The organism is Kitasatospora sp. NPDC098663 (assembly GCF_044760075.1).
Taxonomy (GTDB): Bacteria; Actinomycetota; Actinomycetes; order Streptomycetales; family Streptomycetaceae; genus Kitasatospora.
This window is the reverse complement of record NZ_JBIWAP010000066.1, coordinates 1-26041: the sequence shown is the minus strand read 5'-3', so window position 1 is coordinate 26041 and position 26041 is coordinate 1. Positions and strand designations below refer to the sequence as shown.

At 74.9% G+C, this 26041-nt stretch carries 23 protein-coding genes; 9 read left to right on the top strand and 14 right to left on the bottom strand.

Annotated features, from left to right (window positions below; genetic code table 11):
- Window positions 1–106 precede the first annotated feature (106 nt).
- The 4 genes from galE to ACIQVZ_RS39065 all read right to left on the bottom strand — a co-directional run bounded on the left by galE (window position 107) and on the right by ACIQVZ_RS39065 (window position 3978).
- Window positions 107–1123, bottom strand: a complete 1017-nt coding sequence (galE, locus tag ACIQVZ_RS39080) for a UDP-glucose 4-epimerase GalE (protein WP_350879370.1) — start codon at window positions 1121–1123, stop codon at window positions 107–109.
- A gap of 141 nt (window positions 1124–1264) precedes the next feature.
- Window positions 1265–1912, bottom strand: a complete 648-nt coding sequence (locus tag ACIQVZ_RS39075; RefSeq protein WP_350879371.1) for a hypothetical protein — start codon at window positions 1910–1912, stop codon at window positions 1265–1267.
- Between the two features lie 805 nt (window positions 1913–2717).
- Window positions 2718–3149: a hypothetical protein gene (locus ACIQVZ_RS39070; protein WP_402456919.1), complete on the bottom strand. Its 432-nt coding sequence runs from the start codon at window positions 3147–3149 to the stop codon at window positions 2718–2720.
- A gap of 91 nt (window positions 3150–3240) precedes the next feature.
- On the bottom strand, window positions 3241–3978 hold the full coding sequence (locus ACIQVZ_RS39065) for a sigma 54 modulation/S30EA ribosomal C-terminal domain-containing protein (protein ID WP_402456916.1): 738 nt from the start codon (window positions 3976–3978) through the stop codon (window positions 3241–3243).
- Between the two features lie 340 nt (window positions 3979–4318).
- Between ACIQVZ_RS39065 and ACIQVZ_RS39060 the strand changes: the two genes are divergently transcribed.
- Entirely contained in the window at window positions 4319–6844 is a 2526-nt protein-coding gene (locus tag ACIQVZ_RS39060; protein ID WP_402456913.1) for a cytochrome P450, read from the top strand.
- Between the two features lie 7 nt (window positions 6845–6851).
- Here the strand turns inward: ACIQVZ_RS39060 and ACIQVZ_RS39055 are convergent, their stop codons facing one another.
- The 5 genes from ACIQVZ_RS39055 to ACIQVZ_RS39035 all read right to left on the bottom strand — a co-directional run bounded on the left by ACIQVZ_RS39055 (window position 6852) and on the right by ACIQVZ_RS39035 (window position 11364).
- The gene (locus ACIQVZ_RS39055; RefSeq protein ID WP_402456910.1) at window positions 6852–6995 is read right to left on the bottom strand and encodes a DUF6126 family protein; all 144 of its coding nucleotides are present in this window, start codon (window positions 6993–6995) and stop codon (window positions 6852–6854) included.
- A gap of 134 nt (window positions 6996–7129) precedes the next feature.
- Window positions 7130–7474 carry a helix-turn-helix transcriptional regulator gene (locus ACIQVZ_RS39050; RefSeq protein ID WP_063350638.1) on the bottom strand — a complete coding sequence of 115 codons (345 nt, stop codon included), beginning with the start codon at window positions 7472–7474 and terminating at the stop codon, window positions 7130–7132.
- Window positions 7475–7731: 257 nt separating this feature from the next.
- Window positions 7732–8202 (bottom strand): hypothetical protein, encoded by a 471-nt coding sequence (locus ACIQVZ_RS39045; protein ID WP_402456907.1) that lies wholly within the window; start codon window positions 8200–8202, stop codon window positions 7732–7734.
- Window positions 8203–8451: 249 nt separating this feature from the next.
- Window positions 8452–9654, bottom strand: coding sequence for a glycoside hydrolase family 3 N-terminal domain-containing protein (locus ACIQVZ_RS39040; RefSeq protein WP_350879379.1), 1203 nt, complete (start codon window positions 9652–9654; stop codon window positions 8452–8454).
- Window positions 9655–9813: 159 nt separating this feature from the next.
- Entirely contained in the window at window positions 9814–11364 is a 1551-nt protein-coding gene (locus ACIQVZ_RS39035) for a PLP-dependent aminotransferase family protein (RefSeq protein WP_402456904.1), read from the bottom strand.
- Here ACIQVZ_RS39035 and ACIQVZ_RS39030 point away from each other — a divergent pair.
- On the top strand, window positions 11363–12232 hold the full coding sequence (locus ACIQVZ_RS39030; RefSeq protein WP_402456902.1) for an L-histidine N(alpha)-methyltransferase: 870 nt from the start codon (window positions 11363–11365) through the stop codon (window positions 12230–12232). The genes ACIQVZ_RS39035 and ACIQVZ_RS39030 overlap by 2 nt on opposite strands.
- A gap of 40 nt (window positions 12233–12272) precedes the next feature.
- Here ACIQVZ_RS39030 and ACIQVZ_RS39025 read toward each other — a convergent pair whose 3' ends face one another.
- Window positions 12273–12758, bottom strand: coding sequence for a MarR family winged helix-turn-helix transcriptional regulator (locus tag ACIQVZ_RS39025; protein ID WP_402456900.1), 486 nt, complete (start codon window positions 12756–12758; stop codon window positions 12273–12275).
- 159 nt (window positions 12759–12917) lie between these two features.
- Between ACIQVZ_RS39025 and ACIQVZ_RS39020 the strand changes: the two genes are divergently transcribed.
- The 3 genes from ACIQVZ_RS39020 (at window position 12918) to ACIQVZ_RS39010 (ending at window position 16473) form a co-directional block, all read left to right on the top strand.
- Window positions 12918–13820 (top strand): EamA family transporter, encoded by a 903-nt coding sequence (locus ACIQVZ_RS39020; protein ID WP_350879386.1) that lies wholly within the window; start codon window positions 12918–12920, stop codon window positions 13818–13820.
- 168 nt (window positions 13821–13988) lie between these two features.
- A complete protein-coding gene (locus tag ACIQVZ_RS39015; protein ID WP_402456897.1) occupies window positions 13989–15593 on the top strand; it encodes an alpha/beta hydrolase in 1605 nt (534 codons plus the stop codon).
- A 181-nt stretch (window positions 15594–15774) separates the two neighbouring features.
- On the top strand, window positions 15775–16473 hold the full coding sequence (locus ACIQVZ_RS39010) for a DUF6585 family protein (RefSeq protein ID WP_350879388.1): 699 nt from the start codon (window positions 15775–15777) through the stop codon (window positions 16471–16473).
- Between the two features lie 34 nt (window positions 16474–16507).
- On the opposite strand, the gene ACIQVZ_RS39005 is transcribed toward ACIQVZ_RS39010, so the two are convergent.
- Window positions 16508–16804 (bottom strand): hypothetical protein, encoded by a 297-nt coding sequence (locus tag ACIQVZ_RS39005; RefSeq protein ID WP_350879389.1) that lies wholly within the window; start codon window positions 16802–16804, stop codon window positions 16508–16510.
- Window positions 16805–16825: 21 nt separating this feature from the next.
- A complete protein-coding gene (locus ACIQVZ_RS39000; protein WP_350879391.1) occupies window positions 16826–17209 on the bottom strand; it encodes a hypothetical protein in 384 nt (127 codons plus the stop codon).
- Between the two features lie 667 nt (window positions 17210–17876).
- Between ACIQVZ_RS39000 and ACIQVZ_RS38995 the strand changes: the two genes are divergently transcribed.
- Window positions 17877–19367 (top strand): lytic transglycosylase domain-containing protein, encoded by a 1491-nt coding sequence (locus ACIQVZ_RS38995; protein ID WP_402456893.1) that lies wholly within the window; start codon window positions 17877–17879, stop codon window positions 19365–19367.
- 96 nt (window positions 19368–19463) lie between these two features.
- Here the strand turns inward: ACIQVZ_RS38995 and ACIQVZ_RS38990 are convergent, their stop codons facing one another.
- Complete coding sequence (locus ACIQVZ_RS38990) at window positions 19464–19997, bottom strand: MarR family transcriptional regulator (protein WP_350879393.1); 534 nt, start codon at window positions 19995–19997, stop codon at window positions 19464–19466.
- Between the two features lie 95 nt (window positions 19998–20092).
- Between ACIQVZ_RS38990 and ACIQVZ_RS38985 the strand changes: the two genes are divergently transcribed.
- Together ACIQVZ_RS38985 and ACIQVZ_RS38980 are read left to right on the top strand one after the other, a co-directional pair.
- On the top strand, window positions 20093–21019 hold the full coding sequence (locus ACIQVZ_RS38985) for an ABC transporter ATP-binding protein (RefSeq protein ID WP_350879394.1): 927 nt from the start codon (window positions 20093–20095) through the stop codon (window positions 21017–21019).
- Window positions 21016–22677, top strand: coding sequence for an ABC transporter permease (locus ACIQVZ_RS38980; RefSeq protein WP_402456889.1), 1662 nt, complete (start codon window positions 21016–21018; stop codon window positions 22675–22677). Before ACIQVZ_RS38985 ends, ACIQVZ_RS38980 begins: the two co-directional genes overlap by 4 nt.
- Window positions 22678–22740: 63 nt before the next feature.
- On the opposite strand, the gene ACIQVZ_RS38975 is transcribed toward ACIQVZ_RS38980, so the two are convergent.
- Window positions 22741–23328 carry a TerD family protein gene (locus ACIQVZ_RS38975; RefSeq protein WP_350879397.1) on the bottom strand — a complete coding sequence of 196 codons (588 nt, stop codon included), beginning with the start codon at window positions 23326–23328 and terminating at the stop codon, window positions 22741–22743.
- A gap of 371 nt (window positions 23329–23699) precedes the next feature.
- On the opposite strand from ACIQVZ_RS38975, the gene ACIQVZ_RS38970 reads away from it, so the two are divergent.
- Window positions 23700–25919 carry a hypothetical protein gene (locus ACIQVZ_RS38970; protein WP_402456886.1) on the top strand — a complete coding sequence of 740 codons (2220 nt, stop codon included), beginning with the start codon at window positions 23700–23702 and terminating at the stop codon, window positions 25917–25919.
- Window positions 25920–26041: the final 122 nt, after the last annotated feature.

Below are 26041 nucleotides of genomic sequence, written 5' to 3'. Positions count from 1 at the left end.
ATAGGTCGCGGGGCTGCAGGACTCGTGGGCATGGCCGGGCCGGGCGTTCCATTGGGGGGGCGTTGTGGGGGGCGGCGCCGGGGCCGGGGGGGGGCCGCGCCGGGGATCAGCTGGCGCCGAGGCGGGCGGCCCACTGCGCGCGCCAGGCCAGCGCGTCGGCGACGCCCTCGGCGATGCCCCGCCGCGGCTGCCAGCCGAGCAGCTCGCGGGCGGTGTCGACGGCCGCGTAGCAGCCGATCACGTCGCCCGGCCGGGGGCCCGCCTCGCGGACGTCGAGCGTCGCGCCGACGGCCTGCTCGAAGGCGGCGATCAGCTCGCGCACGGTGGTGCCGTCGCCCGTGCCGACGTTGATGACCTGGTAGCGGTCCTCGGCGCCCTCGGCGATCACCTCGTCGAAGCGGAGCAGCGCCGCGACGTGCGCCTCGGCGAGGTCCCGCACGTGGACGTAGTCGCGGATGCCGGAGCCGTCCCTGGTCGCCCAGTCGACACCGGTCACGGTGAACGGAGTGCCGTTGGTGTGCGCCTCGATCAGCTTGCCCAGGGCGTGGGTGGGGTTGAGGTCCTGGAGTCCGGTGCGCAGCCGCGGGTCGGCTCCGATCGGGTTGAAGTAGCGCAGGGCGATGACCCGCTGCCGCTCGGCGCCCTCCCCCCTGGTCCAGTCCTGGAGCACCTGCTCCATCATCAGCTTGGTGCGCGCGTACGGGCTGTTGGCCTCGACCGGGCTGCTCTCGTCGACCCGCCCGTCCGGGGTGGGCGCGTAGATGGAGGCGGAGCTGCTGAAGACGACGCGGGTGCAGCCGTGGCGCTGGAGGGCGTCGAGCAGTTCGACGGTCTTGCCGACGTTCTCCCGGTAGTAGTACAGGGGCCTGGCCACCGAGTCCGGGACGACGATCCTGGCCGCGCAGTGCACGGCGGCGTCGATGTCCGGGTGCTCGGCGAAGATCCGGTCGAGCAGGGCCACGTCGGCGACGTCACCCTGGTAGAACACCTTGCCCTCGACGAACTCGGCCCGGCCCTTGGACAGGTCGTCCAGGATGACCGGGGTGATGCCCTGGTCGAGGAGGGCGAACACCACCGAACTGCCGATGAATCCCGCGCCGCCGGTGATCAGGACCTTCTTCATGCGCGGACGCTCCCTTGCGGTCGGCCGGGCGCCCGGTGGCGCCCGGTGACCTCTGGGACGGTGGTTCGCGCTCGACGGTTCCCGCCGCCGGGCTCAGCGGTGGACTCGGTGGCGGACTCAGTGGCGGACTCGGTGGCGGACTCAGCGGTGGGGGCGGCGGCGGAGCCAGAAGCCGGTGGCGACCAGTACGACGGCCGCGACGGCGGTGCCGATCGCGGCCCAGGCGGCGGCGTCGGGCGTGGTGTCGGAGGGGGTGTCGCGGGCGCCGGAGCGGGCCCGGGCGGCGCCGTCGGCGGCCGTCGGGGCGGTCGGGGCCGGGGGCGTGGCCGGGGGCGTGGTCGGGGGCACGGGCGCGGGTATCGGGGCCGGGGCGCCGGTCGTCGCGCCCGTCGCCCCCGGCAGCGGCGGATCACCGATCACCGCGGCCTCCACGTCGAGTTCACCCTCGCCGTGCCCCGGCGAGGGGAACGCGCAGTCGACGCTCACCCGCCAGTGACCGGCCGGGAGGATCTCCCGGGTGGTGTAGGTCCCCGGCTCGCCCGGCACGGCGACCAGGCGCCAAGGGCCGGCCGTGCGCCCGTCGGTGGCCGTCGCGGCCAGCGTGCCGGTGAACTCCCCGGTGACCGGGTCGTGGTCGTTCTCCCAGGTGGCGATGGTGCTGACGCGGCCGTTCCGCTGGCCGGAGACGTCCAGGTGGACGGAGTCGCCGTGGGCGGCGACCGGCACGGCGGCGGGCAGCACGGCCGCGCCGGCGAGGGCGAGGGCGACGACGAGGGGTCGGGTTCGCATGGCGGGCAATCCTCGTGAGGGGTGAGGGGCAGGGAGCGGTGACGCCGGGTGCGGGCGCCGCCGGGTGGTGACGGTGCCCGCACCCGGCGCCGCCGGACGGTCTCAGGAGGCCTTCAGCAGCGGCCGGTTGTTGCACGGCCGGCCGTTCGGGCTGCTGGAACTCCCCCAGGGGCGGGCCCGACGGTTCGCGCCCTGCGAGAATCGTCGGATCGCCCCGAGGCGTGTCCTGTGGATCAGGACACGCCCTAGCCGACCACCGTAGTACCAGCGGCCGTCGAGCCCGAGCACCAGCGCGCCGCCACCCGTCGCGAAGTGAACCGGCCGACGCCGGAGGCGAGTTGCCGCTACGGGGGCACGGCTCCGCGCTCCGGCGTCCCATCGCGTCTTCCCCTCCTCGCGCGAGGTGCGGGCGCTCCGCGGAGCGGGGCCCGAACCTTCCGGCACTCAGGAGAGCAGTGGGCCGGGCGGGAATAACGAAAACCTCTTGCGGAATTCGGCCCGCTGGCGCGCGGCCGGCCGGGTCGCACGGAGCGGACGACACCGCAGGGGCGGGCCGAGGGCTGCCCGAGAGACCCCGGGGACGGCCCCAAACGTGACGGTGCCGGGAAGCGCACTCGGGGGGTGTGCGCTCCCCGGCAACGGGGTGGTGGCGGCCACCCGGCCGGAGTCCCGGGGCCTGGGCTCAGACGGCCGTGACGGAAATGCTAGGGCGTGTCACGGGGCCCTGGCCAGAGTCCTGAACTGGCCAATTCCCGCCCAGGACATGCCAGCTGGGGCCAGTGGCTGACGCTGCGTCAACCAACGGTCAGGCCGCCGCCCGTACCGGGGCCTGCTGCTGCGCCGCCCGGCCGCCGGCGCAGCCGCCGTGCAGCCGGGCCAGCCCGGCGGCCAGCCCCGCCCGGTCCCCGGCGAGCCACAGGCGCAGCGCGGCGGACAGCGCGGCACTGGCCGGGCCGCTCGACGGGCCGCCGGTGCGCGCGATCCGCTCGCCCAGCAGCGGCAGCAGGTCCGCGATCGGGGCGGGCAACCAGAGGGTCAGGGCGCAGGGGGCGGGCCGGGCCAGGACGCGTCGCAGCGGCAGCGCGGAGGCGTCGTCGTGCAGCGCGGGGATGACCTCCAGCAGGCCGTCGACCACCACCTCGGAGACGTCCCCGCCGTGGCCGCGCGCGAGGGCCCGCAGCAGCGCGCGTTCGGCGGCGGTGATCCGGACGGTCAGCATGACCTCGTCGCAGTCCATGGTCCCGGTTCCCCTGTCGTGGAAGTCGTGGCGGTCGTGGCGGTCGTGGCCAGCGGGGCCGGTGGGCCCGCCCCGGTGGTTCTCCTGCCCGTCAACGAGGCTCCGCTACCGGCGTTATCAGGCCGTAGTGGCCGTCGTAGCGGCGGTAGAGCACCCGGGCACGGCCGTCGCCGGGGTCGGCGTAGCAGACGAACGGGCCGCCGGTCAGCCAGAGCCGCCGGGCCGCCTCGGTGAGGTCGAGCGGGCCCGCCGGGTCGGCGCCCGTGGACGGGCCCGCCCCGGGCGCGCCGCTGAGCGGACAGCGGTGGACCAGCGCGTCCCGGCCGGTCACGGCGTCCGCGAAGAGGTGGAACGGCCGGTCCAGCGCGAGCAGTTCGCGGGTGGCCTGCTCGGGGGTGCGGCGGGCGGGGACGACCTCCTTGCGCCGGGCGATCCGCCGTTCGGCGAGCGGGCGGGCGGCGTACTGCGGGCGGTAGGCGCTCTCGTGGGCGGCGGCGAATCCGATGTCGCCCTGCTCGCGCAGCCGGCCGGCCCGGCCGGCGAGGGTGCCCAGGGTGACGTCGACGGCCTCGCGGGCGGTGGCGGCGGCGAGTTGCACCCGGACCGGGCCGACGCCGGCCAGGTCGACGTCGGCCTGCGCAAGGGCGGGCCGGGTCATGGCCCGGTCGCGCACCCGGGTGAGCCGGATGCGCAGCGCGCGGGTTCCGGGGCCGAGCCCGACCGCCGTGTCCAGTGCCTGCGCCCGGGCGTACTCGGCGTCCTCGCGCGGCAGCTCGCCGCGGATCTCCACCCGGACGTCGAGGGCGGGCCGGTGGCGCAGACTGGTCATCAGGGTCCTCCTTCTCCTGGACCATGCTGGCCCTCGGGCGGCCGGACGGCGAGGGTCCAAAGACCCTCCGCGAGGGGCCCGGCCCGGATCTTTCCGGTGGGGCCTTCACCGCAGGTCAGCACCACGTTCCGGGGCGGTCGGAGCCACTGCGGATGATCGACCGTTGGAGTGATCCGCCCGCGTTCGGCGCAACGCCCGTCGGACCGGCGCGTTTGCCATAACGTGCGCCCCTCCAGCCGGGGCACGCGCGGATCCGCGCGAGCCGGCCCCCCACCTCCCGGCCGGCCCGCCGGGGCCCCCGGTATCGTCCGCACCGGCTCCTCTGATGAGAGGTACTGACATGACCCTGCTGACCGAGACGCGGCAACGGGACCTCCCCCCGAGAACCGCACCCACCGCACCCCGCACCACCCGCGCGGCCGTCCCCCCGCTCGCCCCCGGCGCGGTCCCCGGCCTCGGCCACGCGCCCGCCCTGCTCCGCGACCCGCTCGGCTTCCTCGGCTCGCTCTCGGAGCACGGCGGCGTCGTCCGGATCCGGCTCGGGCCGCGCACCGTCTGCGTGGTCACCGACGCCCCGCTCGTCCACACCCTGCTCGTCGCCCTCGCCTACGACTGCCCGCGCGGCGCCGTCCAGGACACCCTCAAGACGGCGTTCGGCGACGGCCTGCTGATGTCCGAGGGCCAGGCCCACCGCGACCGCCGCCGGATCATCCAACCCGCCTTCGGGCCGGACCGGATGGCCGAGTACGTCGCCGTGATGCACCAGGTCACCGAGGAACGGGCCGGGCGCTGGCACCCCGGTCAAGTCCTCGACGTGGCCAAGGAGATGAACCACCTCGCGCTGGAGATCGTCACCCGCTCGCTGTTCGACGCCCGGCTGAGCGAGGACGCCACCCTGGCCTTCCACCAGGCCCTGCCGGACCTGGTGAAGGGCCAGATCGTCCAGTCCCTCTACCCGCACCCGGCGCTCGCCCGGCTGCCGCTGCCCGTCAACCGGCGCTTCGACGCCGCCGTCCGGGTGCTCAACCAGGTCGTCGACCAGGCCGTCCGGCCGACGGGCGCCCGATCCGCCGAGCGGGGCGGCACCCTGCCCGCCCTGCTGCGCGCCGCCACCGACCCGGGCACCGGCCGGCCGCTCACCGAGGCGGACGTCCGGTCCGAGGCGATCACCATGTTCGGCGCCGGCACCGAGACCGTCTCCACCACACTGACCTGGCTCCTCGACGAACTCCTGCGCCACCCCGAGGTGGAGGCCCGGGTGCTCGCCGAACTCGACGAGCACCTGCCCGCCGGCGCCGCCCCCACCCCCGAGGCGCTGGCCAGGCTCACCTACACCCGCAGCGTCACCCAGGAGGTGGTGCGGCTGCACGCGCCCAACGCCTTCCTGATGCGCACCGCCCAGGTGCCGGTGGACCTCGGCCCGTACCGGATCCCGGCCGGCACCGAGCTGCTCTACAGCCTCACCGCGCTGCACCGCGATCCGGACCGCTACCCGGACCCGCTGCGCTTCCGCCCGGAGCGCTGGCAGTCGGGCGGGGTCGGGCGGCACTCCTTCCTCCCCTTCGGGGCCGGCAAGCACAAGTGCGTCGGGGAGGCCTTCGCCTGGGCCGAACTGACGGTCGCGGCGGCCGCGATCCTGCGCCGCTGGCGGCCGGTGGCCGTCCCCGGCTCCCGGGCCCGGGAGGTGGTCTGGACGACGGTCCAGGCGCACGGGCTGCGCGTGCGGCTGACCCCGCGCGGCGCCCGGGTGCCCCGCCCGGACAGCCCGGCGGACGACCAGGTGGGGGACGACCGAGCGGTGGACGACCTGGCAGGAGACGACCGGACGGGAGACGACCGCTCGGTCGTCGAGGCCCCGGCGGCGGCCCGCTGCCCGGTGAGCAACCCCGCCCCGACCCCCGCCGCGCCCCAACTCCCGCAGCGGTCCGGCGAACTGCGCACCGCCGCGGCTCGGCACGCCGCCTGGGTGGTCGGCCGCAACCTCCTCACCCCGCCCGAGATGACCCGCTACGGGGCCTACGCCCTGCACGAGTTGATCGGCCACGCCTTCCCCCGCGCCCACGGCGCCAACCTCGACCTGCTGGTGGACATGCTGGGCTGGTTCACCATCCTCGACGACCGCTTCGACGGCCCGCCGGGGCACCGCCCCGCCGAAGCCCGCGCCGTCGTCGACCCGCTCATCGACGCCCTGCGCCGCACCGGGCCCGATCGGACGGGCGCCTGCGCGCCGGTCGGCGGGGGCCCGGCACCGCGCTCGGGCGACCACCTGCTCCGCGCCTGGAACGACCTGTGGAGCCGCCAGGCGCAGGGCATGTCGCCCAACTGGCGCGGCCGGGCCGCCCGGGAGTGGCAGGCCTGTCTGGAGACCTTCCCCGCCGAGGCCGAACACCGCGCCCAGGGCACCGTCCCCGCCCTCGGACTGCCCGAGACCATGCGGCTGCGCCGCCACGGCAGCTGCCTCTACCCGTTCATGAACATACTGGAACGGGTCCACGGCGCCGACGCCCCCGCCGCCCTCCACGCGGAGCCCGCACTGCACCGGCTGCGCGCCAACACCGCCGACGCCGCCACGCTGATCAACGACCTGTACTCCCTGGAGCGGGAGGAACGCCAGAGCGCGGCCGCCTTCAACACCGTCCTCACCCTGCAACGGATCCGCGGCTGCACCCGCAGCCGGGCCGTCGGCGCCGTCCGCTCCCGGGTCGCCCGGCTGCGGCGGGAGAACGAAGCCCTGCGCAGCGACCTGCGCCGCCGCCACCCGGCCGGGCGCTGGTACCTGGACGGCACCCGGGAGCTCATCGAGGGCGTCCAGGCCTGGACCAGCACCAGCGACCGCTACCTCGTGAAGGACGGCCCTCGGACGTAGGAGGTGCCTACTTGCGGCCGCCGAGCGCGAACAGCAGCAGCACGAAGCCGGCGAACAGGTGCGTGGCGAAGATGTAGATGCCGGCCCGGATGAGCATGGCCTTGCGTCGACGCTTCTCCTCGCGTATGCCGTCGCTCGTGCTCTCGCTCATGGCGGGGGTTCTCCTCGGGTCGGCCGACCGGGTCGGGCGCGGGTTCAGCGGGCCGGCCAGGTTCGCCGGGTCGGCCGGGTCGGCCGGGCTCGCCGGGCTCCTCGGGTCCGGTCGGCCCGAGGGCCTCGGCGGGCTCAACGGTGCGGCCGGCCGCCGGGCTCGCGCAGTTCGGTGAGCAGCGCGCCCTGGTCGGTGATCAGCTCGGTCAGGATCCGGCGCGCGGCCCTCAGCAGCTCGGCCACGTCCGGGGTGCTGAGCGCGTACACCACGGTGTTGCCCTCGCGGGTGGCGGCGACCAGCTGGGTACGGCGCAGCACCGCGAGCTGCTGGGAGAGGTTGGACGGCTCGACCTCGATCTCGGCCAGCAGCTCGCGCACCGGCCGGGGCCCGTCCTGGAGCAGTTCCAGCACCCGGATCCGGACCGGGTGGCCGAGGGTGCGGAAGAACTCCGCCTTGGCCTGGTACAGCGGGACGGGCATCGTCGGCGTCCCTCCCTCGGGTACGGATCGCTGGGCGTGCGGCCGCGTCCTCACCGGCGGCCGGCAAGCATCATCGCCACAGATGAAGGTTTCTTCAAGTCGTCACAGTGGGCGCCCGGCCGTCACCTGGTGGCGGCCCGGCCCGCGGGGGCCGCCCCCGGGTGGTCCACGTCACATCCGGAGGGTACGCGGGAACGCCGGAAGCCGAGCCCGGGACGCTGCCAACTCCCGGACTCGGCGGTCATAGTGAGGTTCCGTCAGCAGCCTACAGGTACATCCACCTCGACCGGGGCCGGCCCCCGCGAGATCGACTCGACCGCGAAGGTCGCGTGGAGGGTCGAACCGCACGGCACGGTGACGCTGATGCCGTCGACCCGCACGGTGGCGGCCGTGAACACGGCACGCACGCTCGCCGAGCCGAGCGACTCGCCGCCGACCACCCCGGCCGACAGGCGGGTGAGCAGTTCCTGCGGCTTCGGCGGCCACGGGGTGTCCGGGGTGGGCGGACCGGCCAGGCCGATCTGCCCGTACAGCACGACACTGCCGCCGGTGACCTCGGCGCAGACCTTGGTCGACAGCCCGGCCTGGAGGCCGCTGTAGCCGCAGGTCGTCACCGTGGCGGCGGCCTCGGCGGCGCCACCGGTCGACGCGGCGAGCGCCGGCACCGGCGCCGCGAGCAGGGCGACGACACCGGCCGCGCCCGAGGCGATCCGAGTGATGCGGTTCATTGCCTTCTCCTTCGGAGGGTACGAGGAACGATCAGAACAGGTGAGGTCACATGTGACATTTCACATGTGCCATGACGAGACTTTGCCATGTGATTCCCATGCCATGACTGCGATTCTGCCTTCGAAGTGCCGAGCGGACCGAAACCAGACCTTCGATGGCGTAATCCCACCCCGGAGGGTCGGGCTCCACGCACCTGCCGCGGCCGCTCTCCCCGGCGCCCCGCGCGGGGACGGCCGGCCGCCGCCGGCTCAGTCCAGGGAGGCCCGCAGGGCGTCGACCCGGGTGACGGCGTCCGCGAAGGCGGCGCGGTCGAGGCGGCCGGAGTCCAGGGCGTCGGCGAGGGCCGTGGTGGCGTCCTCGGCCTGCTGCGGGTCGCGGGCCGAGCAGAGGATCAGGTCCATCCCGGCCTCGGCGGCAGCGACCGCACGGTCGCCCGCGCCGCCGTACGAGGCGAGGGCCTCGGCCTCCAGGGCATCGGTGACCGTGACGCCCTGGAAGCCCAGGCGCCCGCGCAGCTCGCCCTGGACCACGGCGGGCGACATCCCGGCCGGGCGGTCCGGGTCGAGCGCCGGGTAGACCGCCCAGGAGGCCATCACCAGCCGGACGCCCGCCGCGATGGCCGCCCGGTAGGGCTCCTCACCGCGGGTGCGCAACTCGTCCAGCGGCACGGACAGGGTGACGGGGCGGTCATCGGTGTTCTCGCCGTTGGCGGCCGAGCCCAGCCCGGGGAAGTGCTTGGCGGTGGCGGCCACGCCCAGGCCCTGTTGAGCGGCGAGGAAGGCGCTGCCCAACTCGCCGACGCCGGCCGGGTCCTGGCCGTAGGAGCGCTCATGGCGGTCGATGAAGTTGCCCGGGGTGTCGTAGACGTCCAGCACCGGCGCGAGGTTCACGTTGAGCCCCGCGTCCGCGAGCGTCCCGGCGGCGCCGACACCGGCGCGGCCCGCCGCGCCGAGCGGGTCGGGGTCCGATCCGGTCCGGCGGGCGGAGAGTTCGGGCTCGCCGGGCAGGCGGCGCACCTTGCCGCCCTCCTGGTCGGTCATCAGGAGCAGCCCCCCGGGCACCGACGACTGTGCCGCCGCCTCCCGCAACTGACCTACGGCCTCGGCCAGTTGCGCCGGGCTCGTGACATTCTCGGCGAACAGGATGACCCCGGCCGCCCGCCCCTCCCGGATCGTCCGCAGCACACCCGGCGGCGGTGTCGGACCGGCGTAGGAGAGTACGATCCGGCGCCCCGCGAGCTGCCGCGCGTCCTGGTCGGCCATCTCCGCCGCCACCGTCCCCTCTCCCGGGGCAACTCCCCGCCCCGGTATCGACTCCGGCGCGTCCGGTATCGAGGCCGGCACGGACACCGGTGCGGACGCCGACACCGACCCGGCCGGAACCGGCCCGAGCGTGGCCGCCAACACCACCAGCATCGCGCCGAACTGGACGGTGCGCCGAAGCACGGCCATCACGCCTCCCTGAAGTCGGCAGCGGGATACGGCCCGTCGAGGCACCCAAGCCTGTCCAGGCACCCGAGCCCGTCGCCACCATAGCCCGGACCCCGGAGGAGCACACCCGCGCCCGCGCGGACGGGGGATACGGGCGCCAGGCGCCGGACGTCCGGGGGCCTACCGGCGCAGCAGCAGCCCCAGGACGGCGATCCCCTCCGCGATCTCCCCCGGCGCACCCGCCGCGTAGCCGAGCACCAGCCCCGGCGGGTACGGCAGGCGCGCGTGCCAGGACAGCGGCTGCACCTTGACGCCCTCGGCGAGCGCCGCCGCGGCCAGTTCGGTGTCCGTGCAGCGGACCCCGGGCGGCAGGGTGAGCATCAGGTGCAGGCCGGCCGCCGCGCCGTGGACGGTGGCGCCAGGGAGGTGGGCGTGGACGGCGGCGATCATCGCGTCCCGTCGACGGCGGTGGCGGTGCCGCAACAGCCGCAGGTGGCGGTCGAGTTCGCCGGACTCCATCAGCCGGGCCAGCACCAGTTGCGGCAGCACCGGGTTGCCCAGGTCGGCGAACCGCTTGGCCTCCAGGACAGCCTCGCGCAGCCGCGGCGGCACCAGCAGCCAGCCGGTGCGCAGCGCGGGGGCGAGCAGCTTGGAGATGCTGCCCGCGTAGCAGACCTGCTCCGGCAGGACGGCGCGCAGCGCGGGGACGGGCGGGCGGTCGTAGCGGTGCTCGGCGTCGTAGTCGTCCTCGATGACCAGGCCGCCCTCGCCCGCCCAGCGCAGCAGTTCGCGCCGCCGCTCGCCGCCGAGGACGACCCCGGTCGGGTACTGGTGGGCCGGGGTGAGCAGGACGGCCGGGGCACCGGTGGCGCGCAGCGCGTCGACCCGGACGCCCTCGGCGTCGACCGGGACGGGCGGGGTCGCGGCGAGCCAGTGGGCGAGGTGCTGGCGGGCGCCGAGCGAGCCCGGGTCCTCGACGGCGACCTCGGTGACGCCCACCCGGCCGAGCGCCCGGCCGAGCAGGGCGAGGGCCTGGGCCGTCCCGGCGACGATCAGCACCTCGTCCGGATCGGCGCGGATGCCCCGGTTGCGGGCCAGCCAGTGGGCGACGGCCCGGCGCAGCGCGGGGGTGCCGCGGACGTCTCCGTAGCCGAGGTCGGCGGCGGCGAGGCCGTCGAGGACGGCGCGTTCGGCGCGCAGCCAGGCGGCACGGGGGAAGGCGGCGAGGTCGGGTACGCCGGGAGTGAGGTCGATCCGGGCGGGCGTGCCGCGCAGCAGGTCGAACACCTCGGGGTCGGGGTCGGCGTGGAACAGGACGGGCTCCGGCCGGGCGCGCGACGGGGCCGGGGGCGTGTCCGGCAGCGGGGCTGCGGCCGACCGTGGGGGCGCGGGCGGCGTAGGGGCCGCGACGACGACGGTGCCGCCCCTGCCCCGGCCGGCGATCTGGCCCTCCTCGGCCAGGCGCCGGTAGGCGTCGGTCACCACTCCCCGGGAGACGCCGAGTTCGGCCGCCAGCCCCCGGGTGGCGGGCAGCCGGCTGCCCGTGGGGAGACGGCCGTCGGCGATGGCCTCGCGCAGCCGGCGGGTGAGCCAGCCGGTCAGGCCGCCGGGCGGGGCGTCGGCGGTGTCGAGCTGGAGGAAGTCGGCGCCCGGGTCCGCCTGTTTGGACCTGCCGTCCGGTGCTTCTTTGGACCTGTTCACCGGGCCATTGTGGCGCGAGGGTGGGGCCATGACCACGGAAACGGCATCACCGAAGGACCGGCAGGACGCCGCAGGCCCAGGCCACGGCTACGCCCCGGATTACGTCCACGGCTACTCGGAGACCGAGGCGCACCGGCTCGGCGACCAGGCGGACACCCTCGCCGAGCTGCTGCACGCGGGCACCGCGTACCCGGCGGGCAGCCGGGTGCTGGAGGCCGGCTGCGGGGTGGGGGCGCAGACCGCGCACCTGCTGGCGGCCAGCCCCGGCGCGCTGCTGACGGCGGTGGACGTCTCGGCGGAGTCGCTGGCGCGGGCCCGGGCCCGGGTGGCGGCCGAGGCACCCACCGCGCGGGTCACCTGGCACCACGGCGACCTGCACCGGCTCCCCTTCCCGGACGGCGCGTTCGACCACGTCTTCGTGTGCTTCGTGCTGGAGCACCTGGCCGACCCGGTGGCCGCGTTGACCGCGCTGCGGCGGGTGCTGCGGCCGGGCGGCACGATCACGGTGATCGAGGGCGACCACGGCTCGGCCTTCTTCCACCCGCAGGGCACGGCGGCCCGCGACGCGGTCGACCTGCTGGTGCGGCTCCAGGCGGCGGCGGGCGGCGACGCCCTGCTCGGGCGCCGCCTGTACCCGCTCCTGACGGAGGCCGGCTTCCGGGACGTGGCCGTCCGCCCCCGCACCGTCCACGCCGACGGCGCCCGCCCCGCCCTGGTCGAGGGCTTCACCCGGCGTACCTTCGTCGCGATGGTCGAGGCCGTCCGCACCGAGGCGCTGGCCGCCGGCCTGACCACCCCCGACGCCTTCGACCACGGCATCACCGAACTGCGCCGCACGGCCGAACCGGGCGGGACGTTCCACTACACCTTCTTCAAGGCGGTGGCGGTCAACCCGTAGGCAGGTCGGGCGTGGAGGCCCGCCCGCGCGCGCCTCCCGCTCACTCCGGGCTGTCGCCGAGGGCGGCCAGGAGGGTGCGCATGGCGTCGACGAGGGCGGCGGTCCCGGGGTCGTCGAGGCCGGCGAGGAGGGCGCGCTCGGTGGCGAGGTGGTCGGGGAGGGCGCGGTCGATCAGGGCGTGGCCCTCGGGGGTGAGCGCGACCACGCGGCTGCGGCCGTCCTGGTCGCTCTGGGTGCGGGTGACCAGGCCGCGGGCCTCCAGGCGGTCCAGGCGCTGGGTGATGGCGCCGGAGGTGACCATGGCGGACTGCATCAGTCCGGTGGGGGTGAGGCGGTAGGGCGGGCCGCTGCGCTTGAGGGTGGCGAGGACGTCGAAGGAGGCGGCGTCCAGGCCGTGTTCGCCGAAGGTCCGGTTGAGCTCCGTGTCCACCAGGCGGTAGAGGCGCTTGAGCCGGCCGAACACCTCCATCGGGGAGACGTCCAGGTCGGGGCGCTCGGCGGCCCACTGCGCGACTACTCGGTCCACATGATCTGCATCTGCCACAGGTTCAGGGTAGGGGATTGCACCGGGATTCCTTAGCGATGAGGTAACTGTGAGCCACGTCACCCCATCAAAGCGGCGAGATATCTCTTAGCGCTGAGATATATTTGCTTAGTGCTAAGAAACCGCCTCGGAATCGTGCTGATGACGGCAATAGCCCCCGCCGTCTGGGGGTCGACGTACATCGTCACCACCGAACTGCTCCCGCCCCACCGCCCACTCCTCGCGGCCGTCCTCCGGGCCCTGCCCGCAGGACTGCTGCTGATCGCCGTCACCCGCCGGCTGCCGAAGGGCAGCTGGTGGTGGCGCGCACTGGTCCTCGGCGCGCTGAACATCGGCGCCTTCCTCGCCCTCCTGTTCATCGCCGCCTACCGCCTGCCCGGCGGGGTCGCCGCCACCGTCGGCGCCGTCCAGCCGCTGATCACCGCCGGACTCTCGGCCGCGCTGCTCGGCGACCGGCTCACGCCGCGCACGGTGATCTGCGGCATCGCGGGGATCGCGGGCGTCAGCCTGCTGGTCCTGCGGGCCAACGCCCAGCTGGACGCCGTCGGCGTGGCCGCCGCGTTCGCCGGCGCGGTCGTCATGGCCACCGGCGTCGTCCTCTCCAAGCGCTGGGTCTCCCCCGCCCCGCTGCTCGCCACCACCGGCTGGCAACTCACCGCCGGCGGACTGCTGCTGGTGCCGGTCGCACTGTTCGTCGAGGGCGCCCCGCCGTCCCACCTCACCGGCGGCAACCTGCTCGGCTACGGCTACCTCAGCCTGATCGGCGCGGCCCTCACGTACGCGCTCTGGTTCCGCGGGATCCGGGCGCTGCCGCCGACCTCGGTCTCCTTCCTCTCGCTGCTCAGCCCGGTGGTCGCCACCGCGATCGGCTGGCTGGCCCTCGGGCAGGACCTCAGCCCGCTCCAGGCGCTCGGCGCACTGATCGTCCTCGGCTCGCTGATCGCGGCCCAGACCCGGCGCCGCCCCGGCACCACCGCGGCCTCCGCGCCCACCGCCCCGGACGCCGCACCGGCCTCCGCGCCGCCCGTCCGCGAGAACGCCTGACCCCGCCTCAGCTCCGCCGAATCCCCTCCCGCACTCCCCGATCCCCGCCCAGCAGCCGCTGGCACCGACCTGGGGCGATCCTCCGTGTCCGGGGTGTACCCAGCACCACCCCGGACACGGAACCCCGCATGATCGACCGTCAGGGCGGGCTCGGACAGGATCATTCCCGTGAACACCAACGCATCGAACACCAACGCATCGAACACCACGGCCTCGAACACCACCGCGCCGAACGCCACCGCCTCCCGCACCCGGCGCGCCGCCGTGGCCGTCGCCGTCGCCGCCCTGGCCGGCCTCGCCGTGCCGGCCACCGCCAGCGCCGCCCCGGACGCCGGCCGCAACCCGGGCGACGCCGAGGTCGCCCCCGCCCGCTACACCCACCAGACCCTCGCCTGGCAGCCCTGCGCCAAGCAGCCCGCGCTGGACTGCGCCACCATCGTCGCCCCGCGCGACTGGCACCACGCCGATGCCGGCGCCGACGTGACGATCGCCGTCTCCCGGCACCGCGCCGGCGACCCGGCCAAGCGCAAGGGCACGCTGCTGATGGCCGCCGGCGGCCCCGGCGCGTCGGGCCTGCTGCGCCCGGCGAGCCTGGCCACGGCCGCCCCGGCCGTCGGCGCCGCGTACGACATCGTGGGCTTCGACCAGCGCGGGGTCGGCGAGAGCACCCGGGCCGTGTGCCAGACGCCGGAGGAGTTCCAGGACTTCCTGGCCGGCGACTTCCGCGACCAGTCCCCGGCGGCGATCGACCGGGTGGTCGCCAACTCCAAGAAGCTGGCCGCCAGTTGCCAGGCGCGCACGGGCGATCTGCTGCCCTACCTGAACACCGAGCAGACTGCCCACGACATCGACCTGTTCCGCGGCCTGCTCGGCGAGCAGAAGCTCAGCTACTTCGGCCCCTCCTACGCCTCGATGATCGGGGCCTACTACGGCACGCTCTTCCCGCACCGGGTCGAGCGGATGGTCCTGGACAGCAACATCGGCTTCGACGGCACCTGGGCGAAGTTCGAACTGGGCCAGCCGATGAGCTTCCAGCGCCGCTTCGACGAGGACTTCGTGCCGTGGCTGGCGGCCCGCGACGCCACCTACCACTGGGGCTCCACCTCCGAGGAGGTGCAGGCGCACTGGGAGCAGCGGCGCGCCGCGCTGCACGACCGGCCCATCGTCGACGGCTCCCTGACGATCGGCCCGAACCAACTGGACAACGGCGCCATCAGCGCGATCTACGAGCGGGACACCTTCCCCTTCCTCGCCCAGGCCCTGACCGCCGTCGACGACTGGCAGGGGGCCGACCCCGCGGCCAGGACGATGGCCGGGAAGCTGTTCGGCCAGTACCTCAGCCCGGAGTTCCTCGCCGAGTTCTTCTCGGTGACCTGCAACGACACCCCGTGGACCAAGGACATGGACACCTGGGTCCAGCGCGGCTCGGAGAACACCGCGCGCTATCCGCTGGCGGGCGCGCGCACGCTGGCCTTCAGCGCGGTCTGCGCGGCCTGGCCGACCGCGACCGCCCCCAAGGTCAAGGTGACCGGCGCCCACCTGCCGACGGTGCTGATGCTCAACTCGGTGCACGACCCGGCGACGTACTACGAGGCCGCGCTCGGCGCGCACCGCGCACTGCGCGGCTCCAAGCTGGTGACCGTCACCGGGAGCGGCGACCACGGTCAGTACCCCACCGCCAACTCCTGCGTCACCAACGTCGTCGAGAGCTACCTGCTGGACGACCGCGCCCCCGAGCGCGACCTCGTCTGCCCCACCCCGCAGGCGGGTTGAGCGCCCGGCCGCCCGGCCGCTCGGCCGCGGCCGTCGAGGCGCGGGTCGGGTGAGGCACGGCGGGGCGCACGATTGGCCGAAAGACCGTCAAAGTTCGCTCTGGCAGTAGCTGTTGTGCCTCACCACTCCCGGCTCCGGGGAATACTGCGGTGGACGTAGTCGCCACACACAGGAGCGAGCCATGGTGAAGGTCGTCGAGACCACGGATACCCAGATCACCGCCGCAGTGGCCGAGCAGGCACAGGAGGCCGACCTCGGCCTGCTGCGCCAGTCCTTCCTGGTGCTGACGAAGACACGGCTCTTCGGCCGGCCGCGCGAGGAGGAGAAGCTCCGGGTCTACCACTTCGACCACGGCCTGGTGCACGAGGGCGGCGGCCTGGAGCTCACGGTCTTCCGCTGGGACGAGGTCTCGACCGTGCTGCAGTCGACCGTCGCCCACTACACGCACAGCATCTACACCGAGACCGACTTCTCCTACCAGTTCACCCGGGACGACGGGGAGACGTTCACGATCGACGGCAAGTACCGCGACCCGCGGCGCGCCAAGCTCAGCGGCGGGGACAAGGGCACCCAGCTGGGCAGGTGGGCGGAACTGGGCGAGACCGCCGCACACTACGTCGCGGCCACCCAGCTGTCCGGGGCCCGGGCCTCGCTGGCGGACGGAGAGGAACTGGCCTTCGGTGACCTGCTGGTCAGCTCGGCCGGGCTGAGCACGGTGAAGCGCGGTTTCGTGCCCTGGTCCGACATCAAGTCGATCAGCGTGGTCAACGGCTACCTGGTGGTCAGGAAGGACGGCAAGTTCCTCTCGCTGTCGAACACCGCGGTCAGCCGGATCCCGAACTACGCGCTCTTCATGATGCTGCTGGGCCGTTCCGGCTGACGCACGGCCGGCCCGGACCGGCCCTGGAGCGCCGTCAGGACGGCGAGTCGCCCGCCGAACGCCCCAGCCGCGACCGGAGCCAGGCGAAGGCGGCGGCGAGCCCGGCGAAGCCCCCGACGGCGAGCTTGATACCGGCCTTGGCGACGATCCAGCCGACCCAGGGGACGCTCCAGCCCAGCCAGTGGAAGACGGCCAGCAGGACGGCGGCGCCGCAGAGGACGGCGAGCACCGTCACGGCCACGGCGGCGGCCCGCGAGAGCTCTCGCGGGCCGCCGTCCGTCGCGTCCTGCGCCTGGTCGTCCGTCAGTTGCTTGGTGTCCCCGTCGTCCATGGGGATCATCCTACGGATTCCTCACCGGCGGGCGCGATGGGTGTCGCCGAGGTGCTCGCCGGTCTCGTCGTCGGGGAAGCTGACGGCGAGGGTGACGCGGTACTCGTCCACGTCCTCGCGGTGCCCCGGCACCCGGGCCCAGGCGAGCGAGTGCACCTCGGCCGCAGGGGCCTGCCGGCACCAGGCGGCGGCCTCCTCCAGTACGCGGGCGGCCGAACGCCCGGTGCACACCACGGCGGTGTACGCGGCGACGGCGAGGTCCCCACCGCTGCGGGCGACCCGCGAGACCGCCCGGACGGCGGCCGCGGCCTGGGTCAGGTCGCGGGCCAGGTCGTCGACCACCCGAGGGGGGGCCGGCAGGACGACCGCTCCCTCGGCGACGGTCTCGGGCAGGTTCGCGCTCACAGTCCGGGCCTCCATCCGCATGGTCACGGGGCACAGCATGCCGGGCGGAGATTCCTGGCATGCCCTTTTCACCAGAACGTCACCCGTCCAGGGGCGAGTTGGGGCCGCCCCCTGGTGTCCGCACGCTCGCCCTGGTAGGGAAACGCCCACCCGGTGGCGGACATCAACGCAGGTCAGGAGGGTCGGCGGCGGGCGCCGCCGGGGAGCCCGGAACGACGCGCACGCACCACCCCCGCGCCCCGGACCGCCGGTCCGGGCCCCTGCACGCCCGGCCCACCACCGGCACGCCCCCGGTCAACTCCCTTGGCAGAAAGGGGAGATGTCGTCGACGCTCGACCCGTGCGGCTCTCCGGTGCCGCCACCGGGCCCGCGGACGGAACCCGCGGGGGCCGCGCACACACGTCAACTCGCCTACCCGGCCGGGCCGTCGGCCATCCCGGCCGCGCCGCGGATCGCATCCCGGCCCGAGCGATCGGTCACCCACCCCTGCTGACCTGCGGTGTTCGATGTCCGCGCCGGGCCGCGGCAACCTCCGGCCACCCCCGTCGCGTCAGACCGTCGTGATACTAATCGTTGCGGCGGCGGGAGCCGCCGTCCGGCGGCAGGCACGATGACGACGGTTCATCCGTTCCGGCAGGGTCGGGACGGCTACGGGGAGGGGCACGGTATGACGGCGAGGTTCGGCAAGGTGCAGGGCGGGCGCGGGCTGCGGCTCGGCAAGCGGGTCACGGGGACGGCTGCGGCCTTCACCGCACTCGCCGCACTGACGGGCTCCCAGGTGACGGGCTTCGGGCTCGCCCCGGTCGCGGCCGCCGACGCCGTGACGACGCCGGACGCCTCCGCCTCCCAGTCCGGCCCACCGGCCGGCGGCGGCCCGACCGGCGGCGCCGGCAGCGCCTTCGGCACCGGCGTCCCGGCCGACGGCGGCGGCACCGTCCAACTGCCGCAGCCGCCCGGCACGGTGCCCGGCGCGCCCGACGCCGGCCCCTTCGCGGCCACCGGCCCGGCCCTGCCCGCGACCGTGCTCGCCGCCTACCGCCAGGCCGAGGCCTCGGCCGCACAGCGCTCGCCCGGCTGCCACCTGCCGTGGCAACTGCTGGCCGCGATCGGCCAGGTCGAGTCCGGCCAGGCCAACGGCGGCCAGGTGGACGCGGCGGGGACGACCCTCACCCCGATCCTCGGTCCGGCGCTGGACGGCAACGGCTTCGCCGCGATACCCGACAGCGACGGCGGGCGCTACGACGGCGACGCGCGCTGGGACCGTGCCGTCGGGCCGATGCAGTTCATCCCCTCCACCTGGGCGGCCTGGGGCACGGACGCCAACGGCGACGGCAAGGCCGACCCGAACAACATCTTCGACGCCGCCGAGACCGCCGCCCGCTACCTGTGCGCGGGCGGGCGCGACCTCTCCGACCCGGCGCAGCTCGACCGGGCGATCCTCAGCTACAACAACTCGGGCGAGTACCTGCGGACGGTCCGCAACTGGATGGCGCACTACGGCAGCGGCAGCGTCACCACCGTGCCGAACCGCCCGGCCTCCTCGACCCCGCCGGCCTCGCCGCCCTCCCCGCTCCTGCCGCTCGCGCCGCTGCTGCCGCCGACCGGGACGACGCCGGGCGCCACCCCCGGGACGCCGAGCGCCCCCGGGAGCACCCCGACCCCGGGCGGGCAGCCCTCGCCGAGCGCGCAGCCGACCTCGCCGGCCCCGACGCAGTCGTCCTCCGCGCAGCCGACGACGGGCGCGCCCAGCACCACGCCGCCGTCGACCCCGCCGACCACACCGCCGACCACACCGTCGGGCACGCCGTCGGGCACGCCGTCGACGACTCCGTCGGGCACCCCCACCGGCACCCCGTCCTCGTCGGCCACTCCGACCGGAACGCCGTCCGGCACCCCCACCACGACGCCGACCACGACGCCGACCGGCACCCCCACCGACTGCCCGAGCCCGACGGCCACGACCACCCCCACGGGCAGCCCGTCCCCGACGGCCACCCCGACCGGAACGCCGTCCGGCACTCCGGCCACCCCCGGGTGCGCCACGACGACGCCGACCCCCGGTGGCACTCCCACCCCGGGCGGCACCCCCTCCTCCGCCGCCCCGAGTACGACCCCCAGCGCGGGCCTCTCCCCCTCGGCCGCCCCGCCGACCCGCTGACACCGCCCCATCCGCCGACGGCCCGCACCCCTTGAACCCAAGGAGCTGGTGCGGGCCTTCCGCGTTCCCCGCCCCGCCGAGCTCCCGAGACCAGGCCTACGCCGGATCCGACCCGGCCCCGGCCCTGGGCAGCGCCCCCGGCCCCAGCCCCTCCCGGTGCACCCGCCACCGCGCGAGCATGCCGTGCAGTTCGTCCACCATGAACGCGAAGAAGGCCGCGCTCTCCGCCAGCCGCTCCCCCGCGACGGTACCCGCGCCGACGGTGGCCTCGCCCTCCCTGAGCACCCGCACCCAGCGCAGCAGGTACTCGTCGCGCCGGGTCAGCGACTCGAACCAGACGTCGTTCAGCACCCGGTAGCGGTCGCGCCGCGAGCCCGGCTCGCGTTCCTTGGCGGCCAGGCCGATCTGGGTGAGGTAACGCATCCCGCCGGACACCGCGGCCGGGCTGATCCGCAGCCGTTCGGAGAGCTCGGCGGAGGTCAGGACGCCGCTCTCCTCGGCCATCAGGCAGGAGAAGAGCCGGGCCGGCATCCGGCCCATGCCCGCGGCCACCAGCTCGGCCGCGAACCGTTCGACGAAGTCCGACACCGCCTGCTCGTCGCGCCCCTTCTCCGCTTCCCGCTCCACCACGCGCGCCTTCCCCTCTCCGGTGATCAACAACTCGACTGAACTTTAACGCCTTCCCAATATTCACGTTTTTCTGAAACTACGGTAGCTTCAGCAGCATGACGAAGGCAATCGCTCTGACCGGCCTCCGCAAGACCTTCGGCCGGACCACCGCGCTGGACGGCCTCGACCTCACCGTCGAGACCGGCGAGGTGCACGGATTCCTGGGGCCCAACGGCGCCGGGAAGTCCACCGCCATCCGGGTGCTCCTCGGCCTGCTGCGCGCCGACGGCGGCAGCGCCCGGCTTCTCGGCAAGGACCCCTGGCACGACGCCGTCGAACTGCACCGCCGCCTCGCCTACGTCCCCGGCGACGTCGAACTGTGGCCCAACCTCACCGGCGGCGAGGCCATCGACCTGCTCTCCCGGCTGCGCGGCCGACTCGACCGCCGCCGCCGCGACGAGCTGATCGAGCGCTTCGACCTCGACCCCACCAAGAAGGGCCGCAGCTACTCCAAGGGCAACCGGCAGAAGGTCGCCATCGTCGCCGCGCTCGCCTCCGACGCCGAACTGCTGCTGCTCGACGAGCCGACCTCCGGCCTCGACCCGCTGATGGAGGTGGTCTTCCAGGACGTCGTCCTCCAGGCCCGGCACCAGGGGCGGACCGTCCTGCTGTCCAGCCACATCCTGGACGAGGTGGAGAAGCTCGGCGACCGGGTCAGCATCATCCGCCACGGCCGGGTGGTGCAGACCGGCAGCCTCGGCGAACTGCGCCACCTCACCCGCACCACGGTCGAGGCCGAGACCCACCGCCCCGTCACCGGGCTGGACACGCTGGAGGGCGTGCACGCCGTCCGCACCGAGGGCGCCCGGGTGCGCTTCGCCGTGGACGGCGCCCACCTGGACGCCGCCATCCGCCGCCTCGGCGAGGCCGGGCTGCGCAGCCTGGTCAGCCACCCGCCCACACTGGAGGAGCTGATGCTGCGCCACTACGGCGACGAGCTGGCCGCCAACGGGCACCCGGTCGACGGCGAGGCCGCCCGATGACCGCCACCACCACCGCGACCGGCGCGCCCACCACGGCCCCGCGTCCGCCCCGCTCGCACACCCCCCTGTCCGGCACCGCCACGCTGCTCCGCTTCGCCCTGCGCCGCGACCGGCTCCGCCTCCCCGCCTGGGTGTTCGGCCTCGGCCTGCTCACCCTCGCCAGCGCCAACAGCGTGCACACCCTCTACCCGACCGCCGCCGACCGCGCCTCGATCGCCCACGCCTCCGCCGGCCCGGCCGTCCTCGCCATGACCGGCCCCGGGCACTACCTGGCCGACTACACCTGGGGCGCCATGCTCGGCCACCGGCTGCTCGGCCTGCTGGCGGTGCTGGCCGGGCTGATGAGCGTGCTGACCGTCACCCGGCACACCCGGGCCGAGGAGGAGAGCGGGCGGGCCGAGCTGGTCCGCTCCGCCGCCGTCGGCCGGCACGCCCAGCTCGCGGCCGCCCTCGGCTCCGCGGCCGTCGCCGACCTCGCGCTCGGCCTGCTGCTCGCCGCCGGGCTGCCCGCCCTCGGCGTCCCCGGGCTCGGCACCGGCGGCACGCTGCTGTTCGGGGCCGCGGCCACCGCCGCCGGACTGCTGTTCGCGGCGGTGGCCGCCGTCGCCGTCCAGGTCACCGCGCACGCCCGGACGGCCTCCGGGCTGGCCCTCGCGGTGCTCGGCGCCGCCTACGCGGTGCGCGCGGCCGGGGACGCCGGGTCGAACGGGCTCTCCTGGGCCTCCCCGATCGGCTGGCTCCAACGCAGCTACCCCTTCGTGGACGACCGCTGGTGGCCGCTGCTGCCCGCGCTCGCGCTGGCCGCCGTCACCGGCGCGGCCGGCTTCGCGCTGAGCACCCGACGGGACGTGGGCGCCGGGCTGCGCGCCGCCCGCCCGGGGCCGCCCACCGCCCGCCCCGCCCTCGGCACCCCGCTCGGCCTCGCCCTGCGCCTGCACCGCGGCCTGCTGGGCGGCTTCGCGGTCGCGCTGCTGCTGCTCGGCGCGATGTACGGGTCGCTGCTGGGCGGCGCCGACGCGATGGTCAAGGACGTCGACCAGCTGAAGGAGGCCCTCGCCCGGCTCGGCGGCCGCTCGCTCACCGACTCCTTCGCCGCAATGACCCTGCTGGTGGTGGCGGTGGTCGGCGCGGTCTACGCGGTGCTGGCGACGCTGCGCCCGCGCGCCGAGGAGAGCGCCGGGCGGGCCGAGCCGGTGCTGGCCACCGGGGTGTCCCGGTCCGGCTGGCTGGGCGGGCACCTGGCGGCGGCGCTGCTGGGCTCGACCGCGGTGCTGCTCGCGGCGGGGGTGGGTTTCGGCCTGGCCGGGGCGCTGTCCACCGGTGACGCCGGCGCGTTCCCGCGACTGGTCGGCGCGGCCCTGGCGTTCGCGCCCGCCCAGTGGGTGACGGTCGGGTTCGCCGCGGCCGTGTACGGCTGGCTGCCCCGGGCGACGCAGCTGGCCTGGCTGGTGCCGGTGTACGCGTTCGTGATCGGGTACCTGGGCCCGCTGCTGAAGCTCCCGGCGGGCCTGGACCGGCTCTCCCCGTTCGGGCAGGTGCCCCGGCTCCCGGCGGCCGCCATGGACTGGACGCCGCTCGCGGCGCTCACCCTGGTCGCGGCCGCCCTGATCGCCCTGGCGCTGGCCGGGTTCCGGCGCCGCGACCTCGAAACCCGCTGACTCCCGGGGCTGCGGCGGGGGAAGTGGACGGGGCCGGCCGAGGCTGGCCGGCCCCGGGCCGGGTCACAGGTGCTTGACCAGCTCCGGCATCAGGTCCTGGAAGGTCCGCCCGCTGGCCGGCTGCCCGATCGCGGTCATCTGCCAACCGGCGGGCGTGCGCTGCACCTTGGCCATGATCTGCGCGGTGTACGGGCCGCCCCCGGTGAGCGTGTACCGGGCCAGCTCGGCGCCCGTCTGCTCGTCGACCAGCCGGCAGAAGGCCGCCTCGACCTCCTGGAAGGTCTGGCCGGTGAAGGAGTTGACGGTGAAGAGGATCTGGTCGACCTCGGCGGCCATCTTGGTCAGGTCCACGGTGATCGACTCGTCGTCGGTCGCGTCGCCCGCGCCGCCGACCAGGTTGTCGCCGCTGTGCCGGACGGAACCGTCATTGCTGTTGAGGTGCTGGAAGAAGACCACGTCCACCGGCCGCCCCTGGGAGAACAGCACCGCCGAGGCGTCCAGGTCGATCTCCCGACCGGCGGCCAGCAGCTTGGCGAAGAAGCCCTTGGGCTGCGCGGCCTTCCAGCCCAGACCCATCCGGACCACACTCAGCTGACCGCCGCCCGGCTTCTCCAGGCTGATCTTCTGCCCCTTGGCCAGCGAAACGCTCATCGTGCCCTCCTCGTCCCTGCCGCCGCTCCGTGCCGTGAATCTACAGCACTGTCGAACTTCTATGATCATCCGACCGGCGCGCTCCCAGCACCCCTACCCCGCGCTCCCCCCGCCGTCACCGCCGGGGGCGGTCTGCACACTGTCAAGCGCCCCGGGGAGGAGCTTGCGCGGGGCGGCGCGCAATCCGGCTCGGTCAACCTGGCAACCGGCGATCCGACGTCTGGCGTAGCCGTGAACAGGGGCCGAACAGGCGGGCGGCTCGCGGTCTAGGGTCGGCTCGGAGGCGCCGCCGACCGGGAGAACCGCCTCCTCCGCACCGAGCGTTCCGCGCACGTTCCCGTGATCCGCCAACCCACACCGGGGGGACCACCATGTCCGAGCACGAAGGAACACCGCCCGCACCCGCCACCGCCGCCACCACCTCGCGCCTCGGCCGCCGCCGCCTGCTGCGGGCCGGCCTGGGCACCGGCGGCGCGCTCGCCGCCGTCCGCCTGCTGCCCGGCGGCCAGGCCTGGGCCGCCGCCCCGGAGTCCGCGCCCGCACCCGTACCCGAGTCCGCGCCCGCACCCGCCCCCCTCCCGGGCGGCGGCGCCACGGCGCAGCCCTGGCCGGACTGGGCCCGGTTCGCCCGTGTCGGTGACGGAACCTTCAACGAGCCCGCCGACATGCAGAGCGCCGTCGACGCCCTCAAGGCGCAGAACGTCAGCGTCATCGAACTCGACACCCTGCTCTCCAACTGGCTCACCGACGCGGAGTTCGCGGCCCACATGGCCGAGGTGAAGACCTTCACCGGTCTGGCGCACGCCGCCGGCCTCAAGGTCGTCATGTACTACCCCTCCCTGGAGCTGATCTCCCCCGGCGGCGAGAAGGGCCGCTCGTTCTACAAGAACGACCAGGGCGGCGCCTGGGTGCAGCGCGACCTCGCCGGAAAGCCCAACGTGTTCTACGGCAGCGTGGTGGTCTGGGTCGACCCGGGCGACGAGAGCGTCTGGCTCAGCCCCAACTCGCCCTGGCGGGACTACTACCTCAAGCGGATCAAGGGCGTGGCCGCCACCGGCGTGGACGGCATCTGGCCGGACGTCCCGATCTACTTCGACGGCGTGCTCTCCTGGTGCGACGCCTCCACCTGGGGCGCGGCCGCCTTCAAGGCCGACACCGGCCTCGCCCTGCCCAAGGCCGCCGACTTCGCCGACCCGGTGTTCCGCCGCTACCTCGAATGGCGCCACCGCAACCTGCTCCAGTTCCAGCTCGACATCGCCGCCGCCGGGCGCGCGGTCAACCCCGACCTGGTCACCTTCGTCGAGACCGTCTCGATGGACTACCGCTACGCCACCTCGATCGGCCTGGACGGCGGCTACCTGCGCCAGGCCGACGGCGCCGTCAGCCAGGTCTGGGAGGTGGACATCCTCGGCAACTACGACGGCATGCGGCACGCCACCGCCTCCGACTGGGTCTGTCTCATCTCGATGTACAAGTACGCGCGCGGCGCCAGCGGCACCAAGCCCGCCTGGGCGTTCTCCTACGGCTGGCAGGCCGACGACGCCTCGCTGGTGATGTCCCAGCTGATCGCGGCCGGCTGCAACCCCTACGAGGTGAAGACGCCGTACAAGAACGACACCGTGGACGCGGCGATGCGCGCCCGGATGTACCGCTTCGTCCGGACCAACCAGGAGCGGCTCTACAACGCCGCCTCGACCGCCCAGGTCGGCGTCTACCACTCCAGCCCGTCCCGGGACTACGTCAGCCCGGGGGCGGGCATCGGGATGTACGTCAACGCGACCGCGCCGGCCGGGATCAGCGACTGGTGGGGCGGCGACGACCCGGAGCAGAGCTGCGCGTCCGTCCCCTGGCTGGGCGAGTTCCGGGGTGCGGTGAAGGCGCTGGTGTACGCGCACATCCCGTTCGACACGGTGCCCAGCCCCGGCCTGGCCGCCGCCGACCTGGCCCGGTTCAAGGTGCTGCTGCTGCCCGACCTCCAGGCGGTCTCGGACGCCGAGGCGGCTGTGCTGCGGGGCTTCGTCGCGGCCGGCGGGACGATCGTGATCACCGGCCCGGCGCCCACCGCGCTCGACGAACTGGGCGGCCAGCGATCCGAGTTCGCGCTCTCCGACGTGCTCGGACTGCGCCGGGGCAGCCCGCTGCCGGCCAGCAAGCAGAACGCCTACGGCAGCGGCACCTGCTGGTACGTGCGCGACCGGGCCGGGCTCAGCTACCTCACCAAGACCGACCAGGCCTCGGCCGACCAACTGCTCACCCCCGTCCGCCAGTCCGCACCGCCCGCCGTCACCCTGGCCGGGGACCGCCGGATCTTCCTGGACGCGCGGCGGCTCGGCAACGACACCGTCGTCCACCTGGTGAACTTCACCAACTTCGGCGACACCCCGGCGGCCTTCCGCACCACGCCCGCCAACTGCACGCTCTCCTACGCCCTCCCGGCCGGCGCCGCCGTCACGGCCGTCACCGTCGCCACCCCGGACGGCACCGACCCGACACCCAAGCCCGTCCCGTACACCGTCACGGGAGCGACGGTCAGCGTGCCGCTGACCGTCGTGCAGTACTCGGTGGTGACGGTGACGGTGACCGTCGGCTAGCCCCTGTCCGGCCGATCTTGCCGGACAGGGCCTAGGAGATCGCTGAAGATCTTTCAGGTTCTGGCCCCACGTGCTTTCGCGTGGGGCCAGACTGTTGCGGGTGCAGGGAGACTGGGCTGGCG

Coding starts and splice junctions, on each gene's coding strand:
- galE (WP_350879370.1), bottom strand. CDS start 1,123: ATGAAGAAGGTCCTGATCACCGGCGGCGCGGGATTCATCGGCAGTTCG.
- ACIQVZ_RS39075 (WP_350879371.1), bottom strand. CDS start 1,912: ATGCGAACCCGACCCCTCGTCGTCGCCCTCGCCCTCGCCGGCGCGGCC.
- ACIQVZ_RS39070 (WP_402456919.1), bottom strand. CDS start 3,149: ATGGACTGCGACGAGGTCATGCTGACCGTCCGGATCACCGCCGCCGAA.
- ACIQVZ_RS39065 (WP_402456916.1), bottom strand. CDS start 3,978: ATGACCAGTCTGCGCCACCGGCCCGCCCTCGACGTCCGGGTGGAGATC.
- ACIQVZ_RS39060 (WP_402456913.1), top strand. CDS start 4,319: ATGACCCTGCTGACCGAGACGCGGCAACGGGACCTCCCCCCGAGAACC.
- ACIQVZ_RS39055 (WP_402456910.1), bottom strand. CDS start 6,995: ATGAGCGAGAGCACGAGCGACGGCATACGCGAGGAGAAGCGTCGACGC.
- ACIQVZ_RS39050 (WP_063350638.1), bottom strand. CDS start 7,474: ATGCCCGTCCCGCTGTACCAGGCCAAGGCGGAGTTCTTCCGCACCCTC.
- ACIQVZ_RS39045 (WP_402456907.1), bottom strand. CDS start 8,202: ATGAACCGCATCACTCGGATCGCCTCGGGCGCGGCCGGTGTCGTCGCC.
- ACIQVZ_RS39040 (WP_350879379.1), bottom strand. CDS start 9,654: ATGGCCGTGCTTCGGCGCACCGTCCAGTTCGGCGCGATGCTGGTGGTG.
- ACIQVZ_RS39030 (WP_402456902.1), top strand. CDS start 11,363: ATGACCACGGAAACGGCATCACCGAAGGACCGGCAGGACGCCGCAGGC.
- ACIQVZ_RS39035 (WP_402456904.1), bottom strand. CDS start 11,364: ATGGCCCCACCCTCGCGCCACAATGGCCCGGTGAACAGGTCCAAAGAA.
- ACIQVZ_RS39020 (WP_350879386.1), top strand. CDS start 12,918: ATGACGGCAATAGCCCCCGCCGTCTGGGGGTCGACGTACATCGTCACC.
- ACIQVZ_RS39010 (WP_350879388.1), top strand. CDS start 15,775: ATGGTGAAGGTCGTCGAGACCACGGATACCCAGATCACCGCCGCAGTG.
- ACIQVZ_RS39005 (WP_350879389.1), bottom strand. CDS start 16,804: ATGGACGACGGGGACACCAAGCAACTGACGGACGACCAGGCGCAGGAC.
- ACIQVZ_RS38995 (WP_402456893.1), top strand. CDS start 17,877: ATGACGGCGAGGTTCGGCAAGGTGCAGGGCGGGCGCGGGCTGCGGCTC.
- ACIQVZ_RS38985 (WP_350879394.1), top strand. CDS start 20,093: ATGACGAAGGCAATCGCTCTGACCGGCCTCCGCAAGACCTTCGGCCGG.
- ACIQVZ_RS38980 (WP_402456889.1), top strand. CDS start 21,016: ATGACCGCCACCACCACCGCGACCGGCGCGCCCACCACGGCCCCGCGT.
- ACIQVZ_RS38975 (WP_350879397.1), bottom strand. CDS start 23,328: ATGAGCGTTTCGCTGGCCAAGGGGCAGAAGATCAGCCTGGAGAAGCCG.
- ACIQVZ_RS38970 (WP_402456886.1), top strand. CDS start 23,700: ATGTCCGAGCACGAAGGAACACCGCCCGCACCCGCCACCGCCGCCACC.